The sequence below is a fragment of the Georgenia subflava genome, assembly GCF_009193155.1.
In the GTDB taxonomy this organism is placed as follows: Bacteria; Actinomycetota; Actinomycetes; order Actinomycetales; family Actinomycetaceae; genus Georgenia; species Georgenia subflava.
This window is the reverse complement of record NZ_VUKD01000005.1, coordinates 79,729-97,479: the sequence shown is the minus strand read 5'-3', so window position 1 is coordinate 97,479 and position 17,751 is coordinate 79,729. Positions and strand designations below refer to the sequence as shown.

Genomic DNA, 17,751 nt, shown 5'->3' with positions numbered 1-17,751 from the left:
TCAGCCCTTCTTGGTAGGCGGCTGCGGCTTCCTGCCCTGCCCTCCAGACCGGGGTGCCGGCCTGGCTGGTCGGCCGGAGCCCTTGGCGGTCCGGGGCTGGCGTGCCCGCTCCGGCTGCAGGTTCTGTCGTGCCGGTTCGGTCTTGTCACGTTGTTGTGCCGGCTCGGGCTGCTGGTTCTGCCGTGCCGGCTCGGTCTCTGCACGCTGCGGTGCCGTCTCGGTCGGACCACCCTTCTCGGGCTCGCCACGGCTCGCGAGAGCCTCGAGGGACGGGTCAGTCGTGTCGCTCTCCACGCCGGGACCGGCCACGTTCGCCGTCGCCGGCTCCGCCTCGGGTGTCTCCGTCGGCTCAGGTTCCGCTGTCTCCGCGGTCGCCGGGTCCGCCTCGGCTGTCTCCGTCGGCCCAGGTTCCGCCGTCTCCGCGGTCGCCGGATCCGCCTTGGTTGTCTCGGTCGGCTCCACGTCCGCGGTCTCCGTCGCATCGGCCTCCGGCTTGGCTGTCTGCGTGGGCTCTGCTTCGGGCTTGGCTGTCTGCGTGGGCTCTGCTTCGGGCTTGGCTGTCTGCGTGGGCTCTGCTTCGGGCTCGGGTGTCTCCGTCGCCCCTGCCTCGGCGACACCGTCGGTAGTCGCGTCGGTGCCGGCGTCGGTCGCCACGGCATCGGCGGAACGAGCGGCGGCAGCGGTCTCCGTCTCCGTACCGGGCAGCTCGCGGGCCGCGAGCAGCTCGCGCATGTCCTCCAGGTAGGCGGCGATCGACTCGCGCTGGCCGACCAGCTCCTCGACCTGCCGCTGGACCGTGGAGCGCTCGGCCTCCGCGGCGGCCTGCGCCTCCGTGCGCAGCCGCTCGGCCTCCGTCCTGGCGTTCTCGACCAGCTCTTCGGCCTCGGCATGGGCGGCCTCGAGGCGACTGCGGACAGTGGCGTCCGTCTCGACCAGCTGCTGCTCGGTGCGCCTCAGCGCCTCGGTGAGCCGGTGTTCCGCCGTCGCGGCCCGCTTCTCCGCGTCGGCGACGAGCCCCGCGGTCTGCGCGACCGCGGTGGCGTGGGCGTCGTGGGCCTCCTGCTCCGCGGACGCGCGCAGGTGCACCACCTCGTTCTCGGTGCGGGTGCGCAGCTCCGTCGTCTCCTTCTCGGCGAGTGCCCGCATGAGGCCCAGCTCGCGCTCCAGGCCGGCCCGCCGCTCGCTGACGTCCGCGTCGACCGTGCTGGTCAGCCGGGCCACCTCACGTTCGGCCGAGGCGACCAACTCCTCGGCCCGACGCTGGGCGTTCTGCAACGTCGTCTCCGCCGCCGCGCGCGGTCCGCTGGTCAGCTGCTCCGCCTCCCGCCGGGCGTCGGCGAGGATGCGGGCCGCCTCCTGCTCCGCCCGCTCGGTGAGGCTGCGCGCGGCCGTCTCGGCCCTCTCGAGGGTCTGCCGCGCGTCGGCGTTGGCACGGTTGACGACGTCGAAGGCCTGCTCCTCGGCGGAGCGCAGCAGTCGCTCGACGCGTGATCCCAGCCCGGCGTACGACGGGCGCTCGTTCTCCCTCAGACGCTGGCGAGCCTCGGAGAGCTCCCCGCCGATCTTCAGGTTCCGCGCGTCCAGGGCGGCGACCTCTCGACGCGCCTCGGCGAGCGCCGTCTGGAGGCCGTGCAGCTGCTGGTCCACCTGGGCGCGGTCGTAGCCACGCATGACGACCGGGAAGGTGGGGCGCTCGTCGCTCACGTGTCCTCCTGGGGTCCGTACCGCGCGGACGACCCGCGCCGTCGACCAGGGTAACCACGCGGACCGTGCCGCGCCGGAGAGGGCCTGGGCGCACGCGAGGAAGCGCCGCGGGCCGCTGCGCCGTATCCTGACCAGCTGACGATGCCGCACCCCCCACGGCATCCCCGAACGGGAGGACCTCCACCCACGTGACACGACGGATCATCGCCGTCGCGCTCGTCGTGCTGGGCCTGATCGCCATCCTGGCGGCCATCGCCTCGGCCACGCTCTGGCGCCCGACGGACACCGCGACCCTCACGACGCCCCGGCCGGAGGCGGCCGTGCTCGTCTCCGACCCGGGTGTGCTCGACGCCGTCGCCGACGAGGTGACGATCACCGCCACGGCCGACGACGACCAGCCAGTCACGCTCGTCGTGGCCCGGACCCAGGACGTCGAGGCGTGGCTCGGATCCGACCCGCACAGCCGCATCACCGGACTCGCCTCGTGGGACGAGCTCGAGGTCACCGACGTCGAGGCGGAGCCCACCGAGCCACCGACGGGCGAGGCGACGGGCGAGCCGGCGGACGAGGCCACCGCGGAGTCCACGGCGACCACCGAGCCGGCGGACGAGGCTCCTGCCGCGCTGCCGAACCCCGCGGGGTCGGACCTGTGGGTCGTGGAGCAGACGGGCACCGGCAACGCCGAGATCGAGTGGGAGGGCGCCGACGGCCGGTGGAGCCTGCTGGCCGCCACCGACGGCACGACGCCGGCGCCGACGGTCTCGCTCACGTGGCCCGTCGACGTGCGGACGCCGTGGCTGGTGCCGGGCCTCATCGTGGGCGCGGTGCTCCTGCTCGCGGGGCTGGCGCTGCTGGCCCTGGAGGTGCTCACCGAGCGCGAGACGCGCCGTCGGCAGGTGGTCGCCGCCGAGCGTGCCAGACGGCGCGCGGACGGCGACGCCGAGGAGACCACCGTGCTGCCGGCCCTGGGAGCCGACGCCCCCTCCGGCACCGGCCGCCTGACGCGGCGCGAGCTGCGCGAGCGTGAGAAGGCCGCCGCCCGCACCCGTGGCCGCCGTGGCGCCGTGACGGGCGAGATCCCCGTGGTGGCCGAGGACGAGAACGGTGACGTGCGGGCTGCCGGCGCGGCGCGCGGCGCCGGCATCGTGCCCGGGTCCCCCCGGGCGTCGGAGCTTCGGGTCGGCCGCGACGTGCCGGTGCCTGCACCCGCGGACGATGCCACCCGCCGGCCGGAGCCGGCGTTCCTGCCCGGTGACGCGGGTGGCGGGACGCCCGCCGCGGCGACGACGGTCCCGGGTGGGACCGAGGACGGCTCGGGTGCGGACGAGCCCACGGGCGCGGGAGCCGGGACGGCCGGCGACGCGGACCGGGAGGCCGCGGGTGTGACCCGTGGCGCCGGCATCGTGCCGGCCTCGATCCGGGCGTCGGAGTACCGCACCGCCCGGGAGCCGGTCGAGGTCGGCGCCGAGGGCCCACGGGGCGAGGACATCGCCACGACGGGCGCCGACGGACCGGCCGGCCGGAGGACGCCGGAGGAGGACGCGCAGTGGGTCGCCGACGCCGACGGCCTCGAGGAGGAGCCGGCCGCAGACGGCACCGACGAGACCGTGCAGACCGAGGACGAGAAGGAGGCACCGAACTGGCGCAGCATGTGGGGATTCGGCGACCGGGACCGCAGCGCCGACGAGAGCGAGGAGCCGCGATGAGGGCGCGACGGACGAGTGCCGCGGCCGGCGTCGCCCTCGCGCTGGCCCTCCTGGCCGGCTGCAGCACCGAGGTGCCGCAGCCCGACCCGGACCCTGTCGCCGAGACCCCGCCGCCGGCTCTCGACGAGGCCCGCTTCGACCGGGTGCTGCAGGAGGTGGCCGAGGCGATCAGCGCCGGGGACGAGGCCCGCGACCCGGAGGTGCTCAGCACCCGGGTGACCGGCCCGGCGCTCGACCTGCGTTCCGGCGAGTACCGGCTGGCGGAGGCGACCGACGGCGAGGCGGTGCCTGAGCCGATCACGACCGCCCCCCAGGTGCAGGCGGTCAGCGCCACGGCGGACTTCCCGCGCATTGCCATGGCCATCACCGAGATGCCTGAGGGAGCGAACCTGCCCCTGCTGGTGACCTTGGTGCAGCCGGAGCCGCGCGAGCAGTACAAGCTCTGGGGATGGGTCCAGCTCTTCCCCGGCGTCCAGACCCCCGCGCTGACCCACCCCGAGGCGGGCTCGGCCGTCGTCGCGCCCGATGCGGACACGCTGGTCGCCACCCCCACCGAGGTCGTCGAACGGTTCGTGGCCACGATCAATGACACCGGGAGCGAGTTCGCCCCCCAGTTCGCGGCGGACCCGTACCGGGACAGCCTGCTCTCCACGACGGCGGAGCTCGACGAGGCGGTCCAGGCGGCCGGTGACGCCACCCTGTCGGCCGAGGTCGGGGACGACGGGCCGGTGTCGATCGCTACCGCGGACGGTGGTGCGATCGTCATGGGTGAGCTCCGCTCGGAGCTGACGTTCCAGAAGACCGTCGCGGGTTCGGAGCTGCGGGCCGGCGGGGCGATCGGCGCGCTGCTGGGCGACGACACGGAGGTGCGTGGCTCGGTCACCGGCATCTCGGACGTGCTGGTGGCTTTCTACGTGCCCCCCGCCGACGCCGAGGACACCACGATCCAGGCCCTCGGCGCCACGACCGTGCTCGTCGAGGTCACCCGCGACGACTCCTCGGCGCCCGCCGAGGAGTAGCCCGACCCAGGACCAGAGCGACGCGCGGCGGATCCGGCGTAAGGTCGGATGCCGGAACCAGGACGACGAAGGACAGTGATGAGTCAGCCCCCGATGAACCTCTACGGCGCCGTCGACCTCTCCGGGCTCGCGGCGAGCCCGCCGGCGGGCGCAGGCGCACCGGGTGCCGCCGGGCAGCCGACGGCACCGGGCGCCACCGTGCCGGGCCCGTTGGTCGTCGACGTCACCGAGGCGACCTTCGGCGAGACCGTGCAGCGGTCCACCCAGGTCCCGGTGCTCGTGGACCTCGCCTCACCGCGCTCGGACGCCTCGGCCACGCTGACGCCGGTGCTGGAGAAGCTGGTCCGCGAGTACGGCGGGCGTTTCCAGCTCGCCAAGGTCGACGTCGACGCCAACCCTCAGATCGCCGCCGCGTTCCAGGTCCAGTCCGTGCCCACCGTGATCGCCCTCATCGGCGGCCAGCCCGTCCCGCTCTTCCAGGGGGCGTACCCGGAGCAGCAGATCCGTCAGGTGCTCGACGAGGTGCTGAAGGTCGCCGCCCAGAACGGGGTGACGGGCGTCGTCGCCGGTGAGGACGAGCCCGAGGCGCCGGAGGTACCGGAGGAGCCGCCGCTGCCGCCCCTGCACGCCGAGGCCCTCGAGGCGATCGAGCGGGGCGACCTCGAGGCGGCGGAGTCCGCGTACACCAGGGCGGTGAAGGAGAACCCGCGCGACGCCGAGGCGCACGCGGCGCTGCTGCAGGTCCAGCTCATCCGCCGGGTCGACCAGGACGACCCCGAGGAGGTCCTGGCCCGCGCCGACGCCACCCCGACCGACGTGGCGGCACAGCTCGCGGCGGCGGACGTCGAGGCCACCACCGGGCAGTTCGGCGCGGCCTTCACGCGGCTGCTCGCGCTCGTGCGCGCCACCGCCGGGGACGAGCGCGAGCAGGCTCGCCTGCGTCTGCTCGACCTGTTCGAGATCGCCGGCCCGACCCACCCCGACGTCGCACCCGCGCGCCGCCAGCTGGCCAGCGCGCTGTACTGACTACCCGGTCGGATCGCCGGCTCGCCGAAACCGGCAGTTGCCACCCCAGACCTGTGGTTGTAGCAGCAGGTCTCGGCGGACGAGGGACCGGCCCGGCCTCGGCGGACGAAGGACCGGCCCGGCCTCGTGGGCAGGGTTCCTGTCTCGGAAACGGTCGATGCGTGCCGGTCAGTCCGCCGCGGGCTCCTCGGGCACCAGCCACACGGCGCCCAGCGGCGGCACGCGCAGCTGCACCGAGGCCGGCCGGCCGTTCCAGCTCACCTTCTCGGCGACGACGCGGCCCAGGTTGCCGACGCCGGATCCGCCGTACTCGGCGGCGTCGGTGTTGACCAGCTCGGTCCAGGCCCCGTCGCTCGGCAGCCCGACGCGGTAGCCCTCGTGGGGGGTGCCGGCGAAGTTGACGACGCACACCACGATCCCGCCGTCCTTGCCGCGACGGATGTAGCTGACGACGTTGTGGTCGCCGTCGCCGGCCTCGATCCACTCGAAGCCGGTGTGGGAGAAGTCGTCCGACCACAGCGCCGGGTGCGAGACGTACACCTCGTTGAGGCGGTTGACCAGGGCGGCGACGCCGGCGTGGGCCGGGTCGTCCAGGTGCCACCAGTCCAGGCCGCGGCCCTCGTCCCACTCGCCCTCCTGGGCGAACTCCTGGCCCATGAACAACAGCTGCTTGCCGGGGTGCGACCACTGGTACGCCAGGAGGGCGCGGACGCCGGCGAGCTGCTGCCACCGGTCGCCGGGCATCTTGGTGAGCAGCGACCCCTTGCCGTGCACGACCTCGTCGTGGCTGAGCGGCAGCACGAACTGCTCGGAGAACGCGTACACGAGCGAGAAGGTCAGCTCGCCGTGGTGGTAGCGGCGGTTGATCGGCTCCTCCGCGAGGTAGCGGAGCGTGTCGTTCATCCAGCCCATGTTCCACTTCAGGCCGAAACCGAGCCCGCCGACCGACGTCGGGGCCGTCACGCCCGGGAAGGCGGTCGACTCCTCGGCGATCATCATCACGCCCGGGACGCGGCGGTACGCGGTGGCGTTGGTCTCCTGCAGGAAGCTGATGGCCTCGAGGTTCTCCCGGCCGCCCCGCGCGTTCGGCCGCCACTGGCCGGGCTGGCGGGAGTAGTCGAGGTAGAGCATCGAGGCGACGGCGTCCACGCGCAGCCCGTCGATGTGGAACTCCTGGAGCCAGTAGACGGCGTTGGCGACGAGGAAGTTGCGGACCTCGCGCCGGCCGAAGTTGAAGACGTAGGTGCCCCAGTCCTGGTGCTCCCCGCGCATGGGGTCCGGGTCCTCGTACAGGGCGGTGCCGTCGAAGCGGGCGAGCGCCCACGCGTCCTTGGGGAAGTGGGCGGGGACCCAGTCGACGATCACGCCGATGCCGGCGCGGTGGAGGGCGTCCACCAGGTGCCGGAACTCGTCCGGGGTGCCGAACCGTGCGCTCGGTGCGTAGTAGGAGGTGACCTGGTAGCCCCACGAGCCACCGAACGGGTGCTCGGCCACCGGCATGAGCTCGACGTGGGTGAAGCCGAGGTCGCGCACGTGGGCGACGAGCTGCTCGGCGAGCTCGCGGTAGCTCAGCCCGGGCCGCCACGAGCCGAGGTGGACCTCGTAGACGCTCATCGGCCCGCCGTGCGGGTCGCCGGCCGCCCGGCGCTCGAGCCAGGCGTCGTCCTGCCAGGAGTACGTCGACTCCTCGACGACGGAGGCGGTCGCGGGCGGCACCTCGGTCTGCCGGGCCATCGGGTCGGCCTTCTGGTGCCAGGAGCCGTCGCGGTAGCCGATCTCGAACTTGTACCGCGCGCCGGCGCCGATCCCGGGCAGGAAGAGCTCCCAGACGCCGGAGGCGCCGAGCGAGCGCATGGCCGTGCCGGAGCCGTCCCAGGAGTTGAAGTCACCCACGACCCGCACCGCCCGGGCGTTGGGGGCCCAGACGGCGAAGCTGACGCCGTGCACCTCGCCCAGCTCGCCGGGGAAGCGGCGCACGTGGGCGCCCAGCGTCGACCACAGCTCCTCGTGCCGGCCCTCGCCGATGAGGTACTGGTCCATCTCGCCGACGGTCGGCAGGAAGCGGTACGGGTCGTCGACCACGTGGCTGTCGTGGCCGTAGGTCACCCGGACGCGGTAGTCCGGCACCTGGTCGCCGGGCAGGACGGCGACCCACACGCCCTCGTGCTCGTGCGTGGCCGGGTAGGTCTCGTGGGCGGTGACGATCGCGACGGCGTCGGCCAGGTGGCGCACGGTGCGGACGGTGACGCCGCCGTTGCCGGGGTGGGCGCCGAGGACCGAGTGCGGGTCGTGGTGACGGCCGTACGCGACCTCGTTGAGGAGGTGGACGTCGACCGGGACGGCGGAGGGGCCGGGACGTGCGGCGGAGCCGGTGGTGGTCTCGGGGTGTTCGCTATCCATGTGGTCCACTCTTCCATCAGGCGGGTCGGAGTGCGGGTCGAAGCGGGAGGTCAGGCGCCGAGCAGCCGGTCCACGCCGGCGAGCGGGATCGGCAGCCAGTCGGGACGGTTGCGGGCCTCGTAGACCACCTCGTACAGCGCCTTGTCGAGCTCGAGGGCGCGCAGGAGCGCCGGCTCGGCGCGCGGGTCCTGCCGGGACAGGTGGGCGTAGCCGTCCAGGAATGCCGCGCGCGCCCGGGCCGCCCAGCCGGGCGCGTCGGCCGCACCGGGCACGGAGGCGGCGGCGTAGTCGAACGAGCGGAGCATGCCGGCGACGTCGCGCTGCGGCAGGTCCGGCAGGGTCCGTTCGGCCAGCGGACGCAGCGGCTCGCCCTCGAAGTCCAGCAGCACCCAGCCGCGCCCCGGGGCGTCGATCACCTGGCCGAGGTGGTAGTCGCCGTGGATGCGCTGGAGCAGGGGCCAGCCGGCCTCGGCCCCGGCCGCCAGGACCGCCTGCACCTCGGCGGCGCGGGCGGACAGCGCCGGCACCTCGGCGCAGGCGTCGGCGTACCGGGCCCGCCAGGTGGCCAGCGCCGTCGTGCGCGAGGACTCCTCGGCGCGGGAGGTCGGCAGGACGGCGGCGAGCGTGGCGTGGACCTCGGCGGTCGCCTCGCCCAGCGCGCGGGCCCGCGGGCCGAGGTCCTCGCCCGCCGCCAGCGCCGCGAGCGCGACGCGCCAGGCGTCCTGGACCCCGGGGAGGAACTCCTGGGCGAAGGCGAGATGCCCCTCGACCTGGTGCCCGCCGTCGGGCCACTGCCCCAGGACGTCGCCGAGCGGCGTGGGCACGTGCGGGCTGCCGGCCAGCGCCAACGCCTGCTGGACCTCGACGTCGGGGTTGCGGCCCGGGTGCAGCACACGGAAGACCTTGAGGATCACCGGGCGGGCGGTGGCGGGGTCGTCGGCGTCCACGGCGTCGACGATGATCGAGGTGTTCGACTGCTCGCCGCGCAGCACGCTCGAGCCGCGCACGCGCAGCGCGGGCAGGAGGCCGGCCCGGTGGCCGCGGGCACGGCCGGTGCCGGGCGGGCCGTCCGCGGCCAGCTCGCGCTCGCCGGTGACCGCATCGAGCAGGGCGGCGGCGCCGACGGGGTCGTGGCAGCCGTCGTAGACCCAGCGCGGGCCGAGCTCGGAGTGGGTGGCGGTGGCGACGAGGGCGTGCTCGAGACCGTCCACCGGGGCGCCCCGGTAGGTCAGCGGGACCTGGTAGAGGACCGGCACGGGGCCGGAGGTGTCGCGCAGCAGCCACACCTCGATGCCGACCTCGCCGGCCGGGTCCTGCAGCCGCAGCCCGCCGACCCGCGCCAGCTCGGGCGTGCGGCCCTTGCCGGTGTACCACCGCTGCGTGGCGAGCCAGGGTGGAAGGAAGGTCGTGAACGGCGGGTCGACGGTGGGCATCAGGACTCCGGGGTGGGTGCCACCGGGTCGGAGTGGCGGCCCAGCCCCGTCCACGGTGCGGCCGGGACCTCGGGGGACGGTCCGGCGGTGGCGTCCGGCGCGTGCGAGCCCGACCCGTGCGGGATCGCGGGTGCGCGCGGTGCCGACGTCGAGGAGGGCACGTGGTAGTGCTCCGGTCGCACGTGGGCGTGCTCGCCGGCCGGGTGGGCGGGGCTCACCGGGGTCACCGCCCCGGCCGGCGCCTCCTCGGCGTCGGGCCGGACCGCGGCGGGCATGCCCGTCAGGGGCGCGTCGTCGGTGTCCTCCGGGCGCGAGACGACCAGCCAGAAGAAGTCCCGCGAGCCGAGGGTGATCGAGACGGTCCCGTCGGCGGAGACGGCGGGGAACCGGGCGCCGCCGAAGACGTCGGTCAGGTGGGCGCCGGCGTGGCCGGGCAGGCGCACCGCCGCCGCACGCGGCGTGTTGGCCAGGTTCATCACGCACAGCACGGTCTCCTGCGCGTTGGACCGGGTGAACGCCAGGACCGCCTCGTTGTCCACGTGCAGCGGGACGAAGTCGCCGTCACCGAAGACGGGGTGCTGCCGGCGCACGTCCAGGATGCCGCGGACCCAGTGCAGCAGCGACGTCGGGGTGGCCAGCTGGGCCTCGACGTTGATCGCGGCGTAGTGGTTGACCAGGGACTGCACCACCGGCAGGTAGAGCTTGCCGGGGTCGGCCGTGGAGAAGCCGGCGTTGCGGTCCGGGGTCCACTGCATCGGGGTGCGCACCGCGTCGCGGTCGGGCAGCCAGATGTTGTCGCCCATCCCGATCTCGTCGCCGTAGTACAGGGTCGGCGAGCCGGGCAGCGAGAGCAGCAGGGCGTGCGCGAGCTCGATCTCCGCGCGGGAGTTGCCCAGCAGGGGAGCGAGGCGACGGCGGATGCCGACGTTGGCGCGCATCCGCGGGTCCTCGGCGTACCAGCCGTACATGGCGGCACGCTCCTCGGTGGAGACCATCTCCAGCGTCAGCTCGTCGTGGTTGCGCAGGAACGTGCCCCACTGCGCGCCCGCCGGGATCGGCGGCGTGTCGGCGAGGATGTCGCGGATCGCCCGGGCGCGCTGCTCGCGCAGGGCGTAGTACAGCCGCGGCATGACGGGGAAGTGGAAGCACATGTGGCACTCGGGGCGCTCCTCGGTGCCGTAGTACTCCACGACGTCCTCGGGCCACTGGTTCGCCTCGGCGAGCATGACGGTGCCGGGGAACTCCCGGTCGACCAGGGCGCGCACGTCGGCGAGGAACTCGTGGGTGCGGGGGAGGTTCTCGCAGTTGGTGCCCTCCTCCTCGAAGAGGTACGGCACGGCGTCGAGACGGAAGCCGTCCACCCCGAGCCGGCACCAGAAGCGCACCACGTCGTGGATCGCCTCGGTGACCGCCGGGTTCTCGAAGTTCAGGTCCGGCTGGTGGGAGAAGAACCGGTGCCAGAAGTACTGCCGGCGCACCGGGTCGAACGTCCAGTTCGAGGTCTCGGTGTCGACGAAGATGATGCGCGCGTCCTGGTACCGCTCGGTGGTGTCGGACCACACGTAGAAGTCGCCGTAGGGCCCCTCGGGGTTCGAGCGCGAGGCCTGGAACCACGGGTGCTGGTCGCTGGTGTGGTTCATCACCAGGTCCACGATCACGCGGATGCCGCGCGCGTGGGCCTGGACCATCAGCTCCTGGAAGTCCTCGATGGTGCCGTACTCCGACGCCACGGCGGTGTAGTCGGAGACGTCGTACCCGCCGTCACGCAGCGGCGAGGGGTAGAACGGCGGCACCCAGAGGCAGTCGACACCGAGCCACTGCAGGTAGTCCAGCCGGTCGATCAGGCCGCGCAGGTCGCCGGTGCCCGAGCCGCGCGAGTCGTGGAAGGCCCGCAGCAGCACCTGGTAGAAGACGGCCTTCTTGTACCAGTCCGGGTCCTCGGTCAGGCCCGGCCGGTCGGCGCGGTCGAGGTGCTTGACGGGCTCGACCCGCGGCGGCAGGGCACCGGCGGGCGGCACCGTCACACCGGCCCGGGGCCCCTGGCCGACGGCGGTCACAGGGCCCTCACGGAGACGATGTGGGCGACCTGGCCGTGCGGGTCGAGCCGCACCCACGGTCGCGCACCCCAGAAGTACGTCTCACCCCCGAGCTCGTCGGTGGCCGCCATCACCGGGACGTCGTCGTTGCCGGGGTGGTGCAGACCGAGCGCCGCGAGGTCGAGGTGGACCACGCCGTCGCGGGTGGCGTAGGGATCGAGGTTGAGCACCACGATCACGGTGTCGGCCAGCCCGGTCGGGGACTGCGCGGCCTCGACCCGCTTGGAGAAGCACAGGATGGCGTCGTCGCTGGTGGGGTGGACCGTGACGTTGCGCAGCCGCTGCAGCGCCGGGTGGGCGCGCCGGACGGTGTTGAGCACGCGCAGCAGGCCGGCGATGCCCAGGCTCTCCGCCCGGGACCAGTCGCGCTCCTTGTACTCGTACTTCTCGTTGTCGATCTGCTCCTCGGCGCCCGGCCGGGCGATGTGCTCGACGAGCTCGTAGCCGGAGTAGATGCCCCAGGTGGGCGAGGACGTCGCGGCGAGGACGGCGCGGATGGCGAAGGCCGCGGTGGACCCCTGCTGCATGTAGGGGGTGAGGATGTCGTGCGTCGTCGGCCAGAAGCTCGGGCGGACCCGGGCGTCGGTGGAGTAGGCCAGCTCGGTGAGGTAGTCGCCGATCTCGCCCTTGGACGTGCGCCACGTGAAGTACGTGTACGACTGGTGGAACCCGACCGCGCCGAGCGTGCGCATCATCGCCGGACGGGTGAACGCCTCGGCGAGGAAGAGGACCTCCGGGTGGCGCTCGTGGAAGTCGGCGAGCAGGCGCTGCCAGAAGTTCAGCGGCTTCGTGTGCGGGTTGTCCACGCGGAACGCCGTGACCCCGTGGTCGACCCAGACCTGGAGCACGTCGCGCACGGCGGCGTAGATGCCCTCGGGGTCGTTGTCGAAGTTGAGCGGGTAGATGTCCTGGTACTTCTTCGGCGGGTTCTCCGCGTACGCGATCGTGCCGTCCGCGCGGGTCGTGAACCACTCCGGGTGCTCGCTCACCCAGGGGTGGTCCGGCGAGGCCTGCAGCGCGACGTCCAGCGCCACCTCCATCCCGAGCTCGCGCGCACGGGCGACGAACGCGTCGAAGTCGTCGAACGTGCCCAGGTCCGGGTGGATGGCGTCGTGCCCGCCGTCGGGGCTGCCGATGCCGTACGGCGAGCCGGGGTCGTCCGGCCCGGCGCCGAGCGTGTTGTTGCGTCCCTTGCGGTTGGTCAGGCCGATCGGGTGGATCGGGGTCAGGTAGACGACGTCGAAGCCCATCCCGGCGATCGCAGGCAGACGCTCGGCGGCGGTGCGCAGGGTCCCGGACGTCCAGGTGCCCGTCGCCGGGTCCTGGTGCGCACCCTCGGAGCGGGGGAACATCTCGTACCAGGAGCCGTAGAGCGCGCGCTCGCGGTGGACGACCACCGGGTAGGTCGCGGACGGGGACACCAGCTCGCGGACCGGGTGCGCGGCCAGGACCGCACGGACCTCCTCGCCGGTGCCGGCGGCCAGGCGCGCCTGGGCCGGCCGGTCGGCGTCGCGCAGCGCGGTGACGGCGTCGGCGAGGATCCGCGCGGCGTCGCCGGGCAGGTCGCGCGCGGCGGCACGCTCCAGCAGCAGGGCGCCCTCGGTGAGCATCAGGTCGACGTCGACGCCGGCGTCGATCTTGAGGGTGGCGTCGTGCGCCCAGGTGGCGTACGGGTCCGACCAGCCCTCGACCCGGAACCCCCACGCCCCCGGGGCGTCCGGCGTCAGCCACGCCTCGTAACGGTCCAGCCCCGGCGCGATGTCGTACATCGGGGCCGAGGAGTGCACGGTGCCGTCCGGGGCCACGAGCACGGCGGTGGCGGCGACGGCGTCGTGCCCCTCGCGGAAGACGGTCGCCCGCACCGGGAAGGACTCGCCCTCGGTGCCCTTGACGGGCCAGCGCCCGTCCTCGATCACCGGCGTGACCTCGACGACCGGGATGCGGCCGATCGGGGCGAAGGGGGCCGGGCGCGGGGCCGGGGCCTGCGCGTAGGGCACGGTCGCCGCGCCGCCCGGGTGGGCCGGGCGCGTGTCGGCAGAGGGCGCGTCCGCGGAGCGCGTGGTGTCGCCGCCGGGCGCCGGCGTCACGGGGGCCGGCGGGGTGAGGGCGGGAGACGCCGTCGTGCCGCCGCGGCGCGTGGCCGGGTACGGCGAGGTCTGCGCGGGCACGGGGTCGTGGGGCTGGGAGGTGCTCACCCCCCGAACCTATCGAGGTGTGGCCGCGACGGCAGTCCGGGAGGCGACGGCGGAGGCCCCACCTGCACTTCTGCAACGGCCGTGCAACCTCATGCAAACGTTCCAAACTTTCGCGTCTAGACTCGTCTGCGTGAGAGCAATCCGTCGATTCACCGTCCGCACCGTCCTGCCCGAGGCGCTCAAGCCTCTGGACACCCTCGCGCTGAACCTGCGCTGGTCCTGGCACACCCCGACCCGGGACCTGTTCGCCTCCCTGGACCCCGAGCTGTGGAAGAAGGTCCACGGCGACCCGGTCGCCCTGCTCGGATCGCTGAGCAGGAAGCGTCTCGAGCAGCTCGCCGAGGACCGTGCGCTGGTGGCCGAGGTGCGCCGCCTCGACGAGGACCTCCGGCGTTACCTCAGCGAGCCGCGCTGGTACCAGAACGACTTCGACGACGCCGACAAGCCGGACGCCGTCGCCTACTTCTCCGCCGAGTACGGGATCACCGCGGTCCTCCCGCAGTACTCCGGCGGCCTCGGCATCCTGGCCGGTGACCACCTCAAGTCCGCCTCCGACCTCGGCGTGCCGATCGTGGGGGTGGGTCTGCTCTACGGGGCCGGCTACTTCAAGCAGTCCCTCACCCGGGACGGCTGGCAGCACGAGACCTACCCGCTGCTCGACCCGGACAACCTGCCGCTGACGCTGCTGCGTGAGGCCGACGGCACCGCCGCCAAGGTGTCGCTCGCGCTGCCGGGCGGCCGCACGCTGCACGCCCAGGTGTGGCTGGCACAGGTCGGCCGGGTGCCGCTGCTGCTGCTGGACTCCAACATCGCCGAGAACGACGACTCCGCCCGGCGGGTCACCGACCGGCTCTACGGCGGCTCCGCCGACCACCGGCTGCGCCAGGAGCTCCTGCTGGGCATCGGCGGCGTCCGGGCGGTCCGGCTCTACACGCGTCTGACCGGGGCGCCGACGCCGCAGGTCTACCACTGCAACGAGGGGCACGCGGGATTCCTGTCCGTCGAGCGCATCCGCGAGCTGGTCGCCGGTCAGGGCCTGAGCTTCGACGCCGCGCTCGAGGCGGTCAAGGCCGGCACCGTCTTCACCACCCACACGCCGGTGCCCGCCGGCATCAGCCGCTACGGCACGGACCTCATCGCCGAGTACTTCGGCGGTGGCGCCGAGATGGACGGCATCCCGCTGGAGAAGGTGCTCGCCCTGGGGGCGGAGGACTTCGAGGGCGGCAACCCGGCCGTGTACAACATGGCGATCATGGGGCTGCGTGCGGCCAAGCGCGCGAACGGCGTGGCGCAGCTCCACGGCAAGGTCTCGCGCGGCATGTTCCACCAGCTCTGGCCGGGCTTCGACGTCTCCGAGGTGCCCATCACGTCCATCACCAACGGCGTCCACGGGCCGACCTGGGTCGACCCGGCCTTCGCCGAGATGGTCGACGGCCGGCTCACCCCCGAGCAGGTCGAGTTGGGCGAGGGCTTCCTCCTGACGCCCGAGGAGGGCGGGCTCTCCGACGGCGAGCTGTGGCGGATGCGCGGCAGGCTGCGGTCCAACCTCGTCAGCGAGGCGCGGCGCCGGGTGCGCAAGTCCTGGGTCGACCGCGGTGCCTCGCCCGCGGAGCTGAGCTGGACCGACGACGTCCTCGACCCCGACGTCCTCACGATCGGGTTCGCGCGCCGCGTGCCCACCTACAAGCGGCTGACCCTGATGCTCTCGGACCCGGAGCGCTTCACCCGGCTGCTGACCGACCCGGAGCGCCCCATCCAGATCATCGTGGCGGGCAAGTCCCACCCCGACGACGAGCAGGGCGTCGGCCTGATCCAGAAGCTCGTCCAGTTCGCCGACGACGCCGGTGTGCGCGAGCGCATCGTGTTCCTGCCGAACTACGACATCGCGATGGCGCAGACCCTCATGCCGGGCTGCGACGTCTGGCTGAACAACCCGCTGCGTCCGCTGGAGGCCTCCGGCACGTCCGGCATGAAGTGCGCCCTCAACGGTGCGCTGAACCTGTCGATCCTCGACGGGTGGTGGGACGAGTGGTACGACGGCCGCAACGGCTGGGCGATCCCCACCGCCGACGGCGTGGAGGACCCGGCCGAGCGTGACCGGCTCGAAGCCGCAGCCCTGTACGAGCTCCTCGAGGACACCGTCGCGCCGCGGTTCTACGACCGGGACGCCGAGGGCGTGCCGCGTCACTGGATGGAGATGGTGCGCCACACGCTCGCCACGCTCGGCCCGAAGGTCCAGGCCACCCGCATGGTGCGCGACTACGTCGAGCGGCTCTACACCCCGGTGGCCCGCAGCGCGCGGGCGCTCGACGGCGCCACCCACGACGGCGCCCGGGAGCTGGCGGACTGGAAGAACCGCGTGCGCGGCGCCTGGCACGGCGTGCGGGTCGACCACGTCGAGGCCGACGGCGTCGCCGACGTCGTGAACGTCGGCGACCGGATCGAGGTCACCGCCTACGTCTCGCTGGGCGAGCTGGGGCCGCAGGACGTCCAGGTCCAGGTGGTCGGCGGCCGCGTGGACGACGAGGACCACCTCACGGAGTTCCGGGTCTTCCCGCTCACGCTGAGCCAGACGCTGGAGGGCGGCCGGTACGCGTTCGTCGGCGCCCACGAGCTCGAGCTGGCCGGACCGTTCGGGTACACGGTGCGGGTGGTGCCGAACCACGACGACATCGCCGCAGTCACCGAGCTCGGGCTGGCGGTCGGCGCCCACCACTGACGCGCCGCGTGACCGCCTGACGCGAAACGCCCTGGCGCCCCGCACGGGGCACCAGGGCGTTCGCGTGCGCCGGTGCTGTGCTGCGGTGCTCGGGTCCCAGGGCCCGGTGGCGGGCAGGCGTCACACCGGGCTGACGAGGTGGGTCAGTACACCATCTGCATGGCCTCGCGGACCTCGGAGAGCGTGGCCTCGGCGATCGCGTTGGCGCGCTCGTTGCCCGTGCGCAGCACCTGCAGGAGGTAGGCCGGGTCGGCCACGAGCTCGGCGCGCCGTGCACGCACGGGCGCGAGCATCTCGTTGACCGCCTCGGTGGCGGCCTTCTTCAGGGCGGCCCCGCCGCCGTCGCCGAGCTCGGCGGCGACGTCCTCGGGCTCGCGCCCGCTCGACAGCGCGGTCAGCAGCACGAGGTTGGATACCTCGGGGCGGTTCGCCGGGTCGTACGTGATGTGACGGTCGGCGTCGGTCACGGCCCGCTTGAGCAGCTTCGCCGTGGTGTCCGCGTCCATGCCGAGCTCGATGGCGTTGCCGCGCGACTTGCTCATCTTCTGCCCGTCGGTGCCGAGCACCGAGGCGGCGTTCGACAGCAGCGCCTCGGGACGCGGGAAGACCGGCGCCGAGCCGTCGCCGGCGCGCCCGTACCGCTCGTCGAAGCGACGGGCGACCACCCGAGCCTGCTCGAGGTGCGGCAGCTGGTCCTTGCCGACCGGCACCAGGTTGGCCTTGCAGAAGAGGATGTCCGCCGTCTGGTGCACCGGGTAGGTGAGCATCAGGCCGGACATCGGCCGGTCGCCGGTGGCGTCCAGCTCGGCCTTGACGGTGGGGTTGCGCCGCAGCTCGGCGTCGGTGACGACGGACAGGAAGGGCAGCATGAGCTGGTTGAGGGCGGGCACCGCGGAGTGCGCGAAGATCGTGCTCGCGTCGGCGTCGATCCCGACGGCGAGGTAGTCCGCCACCAGGGAGAGCACTCGCTCGCGGATCGGGCCGACGCCGTCGCGGTCGGTGATGACCTGGTAGTCGGCGACAAGGACGAAGGTCTCGACCCCGGCGCGCTGGAGGCGCACCCGGTTGAGGAGACTGCCGAAGTAGTGGCCGAGGTGGAGGTTGCCGGTGGGCCGGTCGCCGGTGAGCACGCGGAACCCGGTGGGGTCCTTCGCGATCTGCGCCTCGATCTCGTCGCTGCGCCGGCGGGTGCGCTCCAACGACGCCTCGTTGGTGGCCTCCGCCAGGTCGGTGGCGGCGTCGTCGACCTGGTCGGTGGGCACGGTCTGCTCGGTGGTCATGGTGTCCTCGTCGGTCGTGGCCGTCCTGCGGGGCGCGCTGACATGACGACGGCCGCCTCGCGGGACGGCCGGGTAGGTGGGGTGCGCCGGGGGCCGTCCGTCAGGACGGCCACCAGGAGCGCACGCGGGTCAGCACGGGTCCCACCTTAGTCCTCGGGGGACAGGCCGCGACG

Annotated in this window: 10 protein-coding genes; 4 read left to right on the top strand and 6 right to left on the bottom strand. The window is 73.6% G+C overall.

The features are described 5' to 3' along the window. Complete coding sequence (locus GD748_RS16370) at positions 1 to 1,704, bottom strand: hypothetical protein (RefSeq protein WP_152196313.1); 1,704 nt, start codon at positions 1,702 to 1,704, stop codon at positions 1 to 3. Positions 1,705 to 1,892: 188 nt separating this feature from the next. Between GD748_RS16370 and GD748_RS16365 the strand changes: the two genes are divergently transcribed. The 3 genes from GD748_RS16365 (at position 1,893) to GD748_RS16355 (ending at position 5,455) form a co-directional block, all read left to right on the top strand. After that, positions 1,893 to 3,410: a hypothetical protein gene (locus tag GD748_RS16365; RefSeq protein ID WP_152196312.1), complete on the top strand. Its 1,518-nt coding sequence runs from the start codon at positions 1,893 to 1,895 to the stop codon at positions 3,408 to 3,410. Further along, positions 3,407 to 4,429 carry a hypothetical protein gene (locus tag GD748_RS16360; RefSeq protein ID WP_152196311.1) on the top strand — a complete coding sequence of 341 codons (1,023 nt, stop codon included), beginning with the start codon at positions 3,407 to 3,409 and terminating at the stop codon, positions 4,427 to 4,429. Before GD748_RS16365 ends, GD748_RS16360 begins: the two co-directional genes overlap by 4 nt. Positions 4,430 to 4,507: 78 nt before the next feature. Then, positions 4,508 to 5,455: a tetratricopeptide repeat protein gene (locus GD748_RS16355; RefSeq protein ID WP_226921489.1), complete on the top strand. Its 948-nt coding sequence runs from the start codon at positions 4,508 to 4,510 to the stop codon at positions 5,453 to 5,455. Positions 5,456 to 5,623: 168 nt separating this feature from the next. Here the strand turns inward: GD748_RS16355 and glgB are convergent, their stop codons facing one another. The 4 genes from glgB to GD748_RS16335 are packed head-to-tail and all read right to left on the bottom strand — an operon-like array spanning position 5,624 to position 13,579. Beyond that, positions 5,624 to 7,855 carry a 1,4-alpha-glucan branching protein GlgB gene (gene glgB, locus GD748_RS16350; protein WP_152196310.1) on the bottom strand — a complete coding sequence of 744 codons (2,232 nt, stop codon included), beginning with the start codon at positions 7,853 to 7,855 and terminating at the stop codon, positions 5,624 to 5,626. Positions 7,856 to 7,905: 50 nt separating this feature from the next. Beyond that, positions 7,906 to 9,288 (bottom strand): maltokinase N-terminal cap-like domain-containing protein, encoded by a 1,383-nt coding sequence (locus GD748_RS16345; protein ID WP_152196309.1) that lies wholly within the window; start codon positions 9,286 to 9,288, stop codon positions 7,906 to 7,908. Next, the gene (treS, locus tag GD748_RS16340; protein WP_226921549.1) at positions 9,288 to 11,288 is read right to left on the bottom strand and encodes a maltose alpha-D-glucosyltransferase; all 2,001 of its coding nucleotides are present in this window, start codon (positions 11,286 to 11,288) and stop codon (positions 9,288 to 9,290) included. The genes GD748_RS16345 and treS overlap by 1 nt, the downstream gene beginning before the upstream one ends. A gap of 53 nt (positions 11,289 to 11,341) precedes the next feature. After that, complete coding sequence (locus tag GD748_RS16335) at positions 11,342 to 13,579, bottom strand: alpha-1,4-glucan--maltose-1-phosphate maltosyltransferase (protein WP_405002694.1); 2,238 nt, start codon at positions 13,577 to 13,579, stop codon at positions 11,342 to 11,344. 130 nt (positions 13,580 to 13,709) lie between these two features. Between GD748_RS16335 and glgP the strand changes: the two genes are divergently transcribed. Continuing rightward, positions 13,710 to 16,298 carry an alpha-glucan family phosphorylase gene (glgP, locus tag GD748_RS16330; protein WP_193312986.1) on the top strand — a complete coding sequence of 863 codons (2,589 nt, stop codon included), beginning with the start codon at positions 13,710 to 13,712 and terminating at the stop codon, positions 16,296 to 16,298. A 143-nt stretch (positions 16,299 to 16,441) separates the two neighbouring features. On the opposite strand, the gene trpS is transcribed toward glgP, so the two are convergent. After that, positions 16,442 to 17,578, bottom strand: coding sequence for a tryptophan--tRNA ligase (gene trpS, locus GD748_RS16325; RefSeq protein ID WP_152196307.1), 1,137 nt, complete (start codon positions 17,576 to 17,578; stop codon positions 16,442 to 16,444). Between the last annotated feature and the right edge of the window lie 173 nt (positions 17,579 to 17,751).

Excerpts from the sequence above, each read along its gene's own strand:
- GD748_RS16360 (WP_152196311.1), top strand. The coding sequence starts at position 3,407 with ATGAGGGCGCGACGGACGAGTGCCGCGGCCGGCGTCGCCCTCGCGCTG.
- GD748_RS16355 (WP_226921489.1), top strand. The coding sequence starts at position 4,508 with ATGAGTCAGCCCCCGATGAACCTCTACGGCGCCGTCGACCTCTCCGGG.
- glgB (WP_152196310.1), bottom strand. The coding sequence starts at position 7,855 with ATGGATAGCGAACACCCCGAGACCACCACCGGCTCCGCCGCACGTCCC.
- GD748_RS16345 (WP_152196309.1), bottom strand. The coding sequence starts at position 9,288 with ATGCCCACCGTCGACCCGCCGTTCACGACCTTCCTTCCACCCTGGCTC.
- trpS (WP_152196307.1), bottom strand. The coding sequence starts at position 17,578 with ATGACCACCGAGCAGACCGTGCCCACCGACCAGGTCGACGACGCCGCC.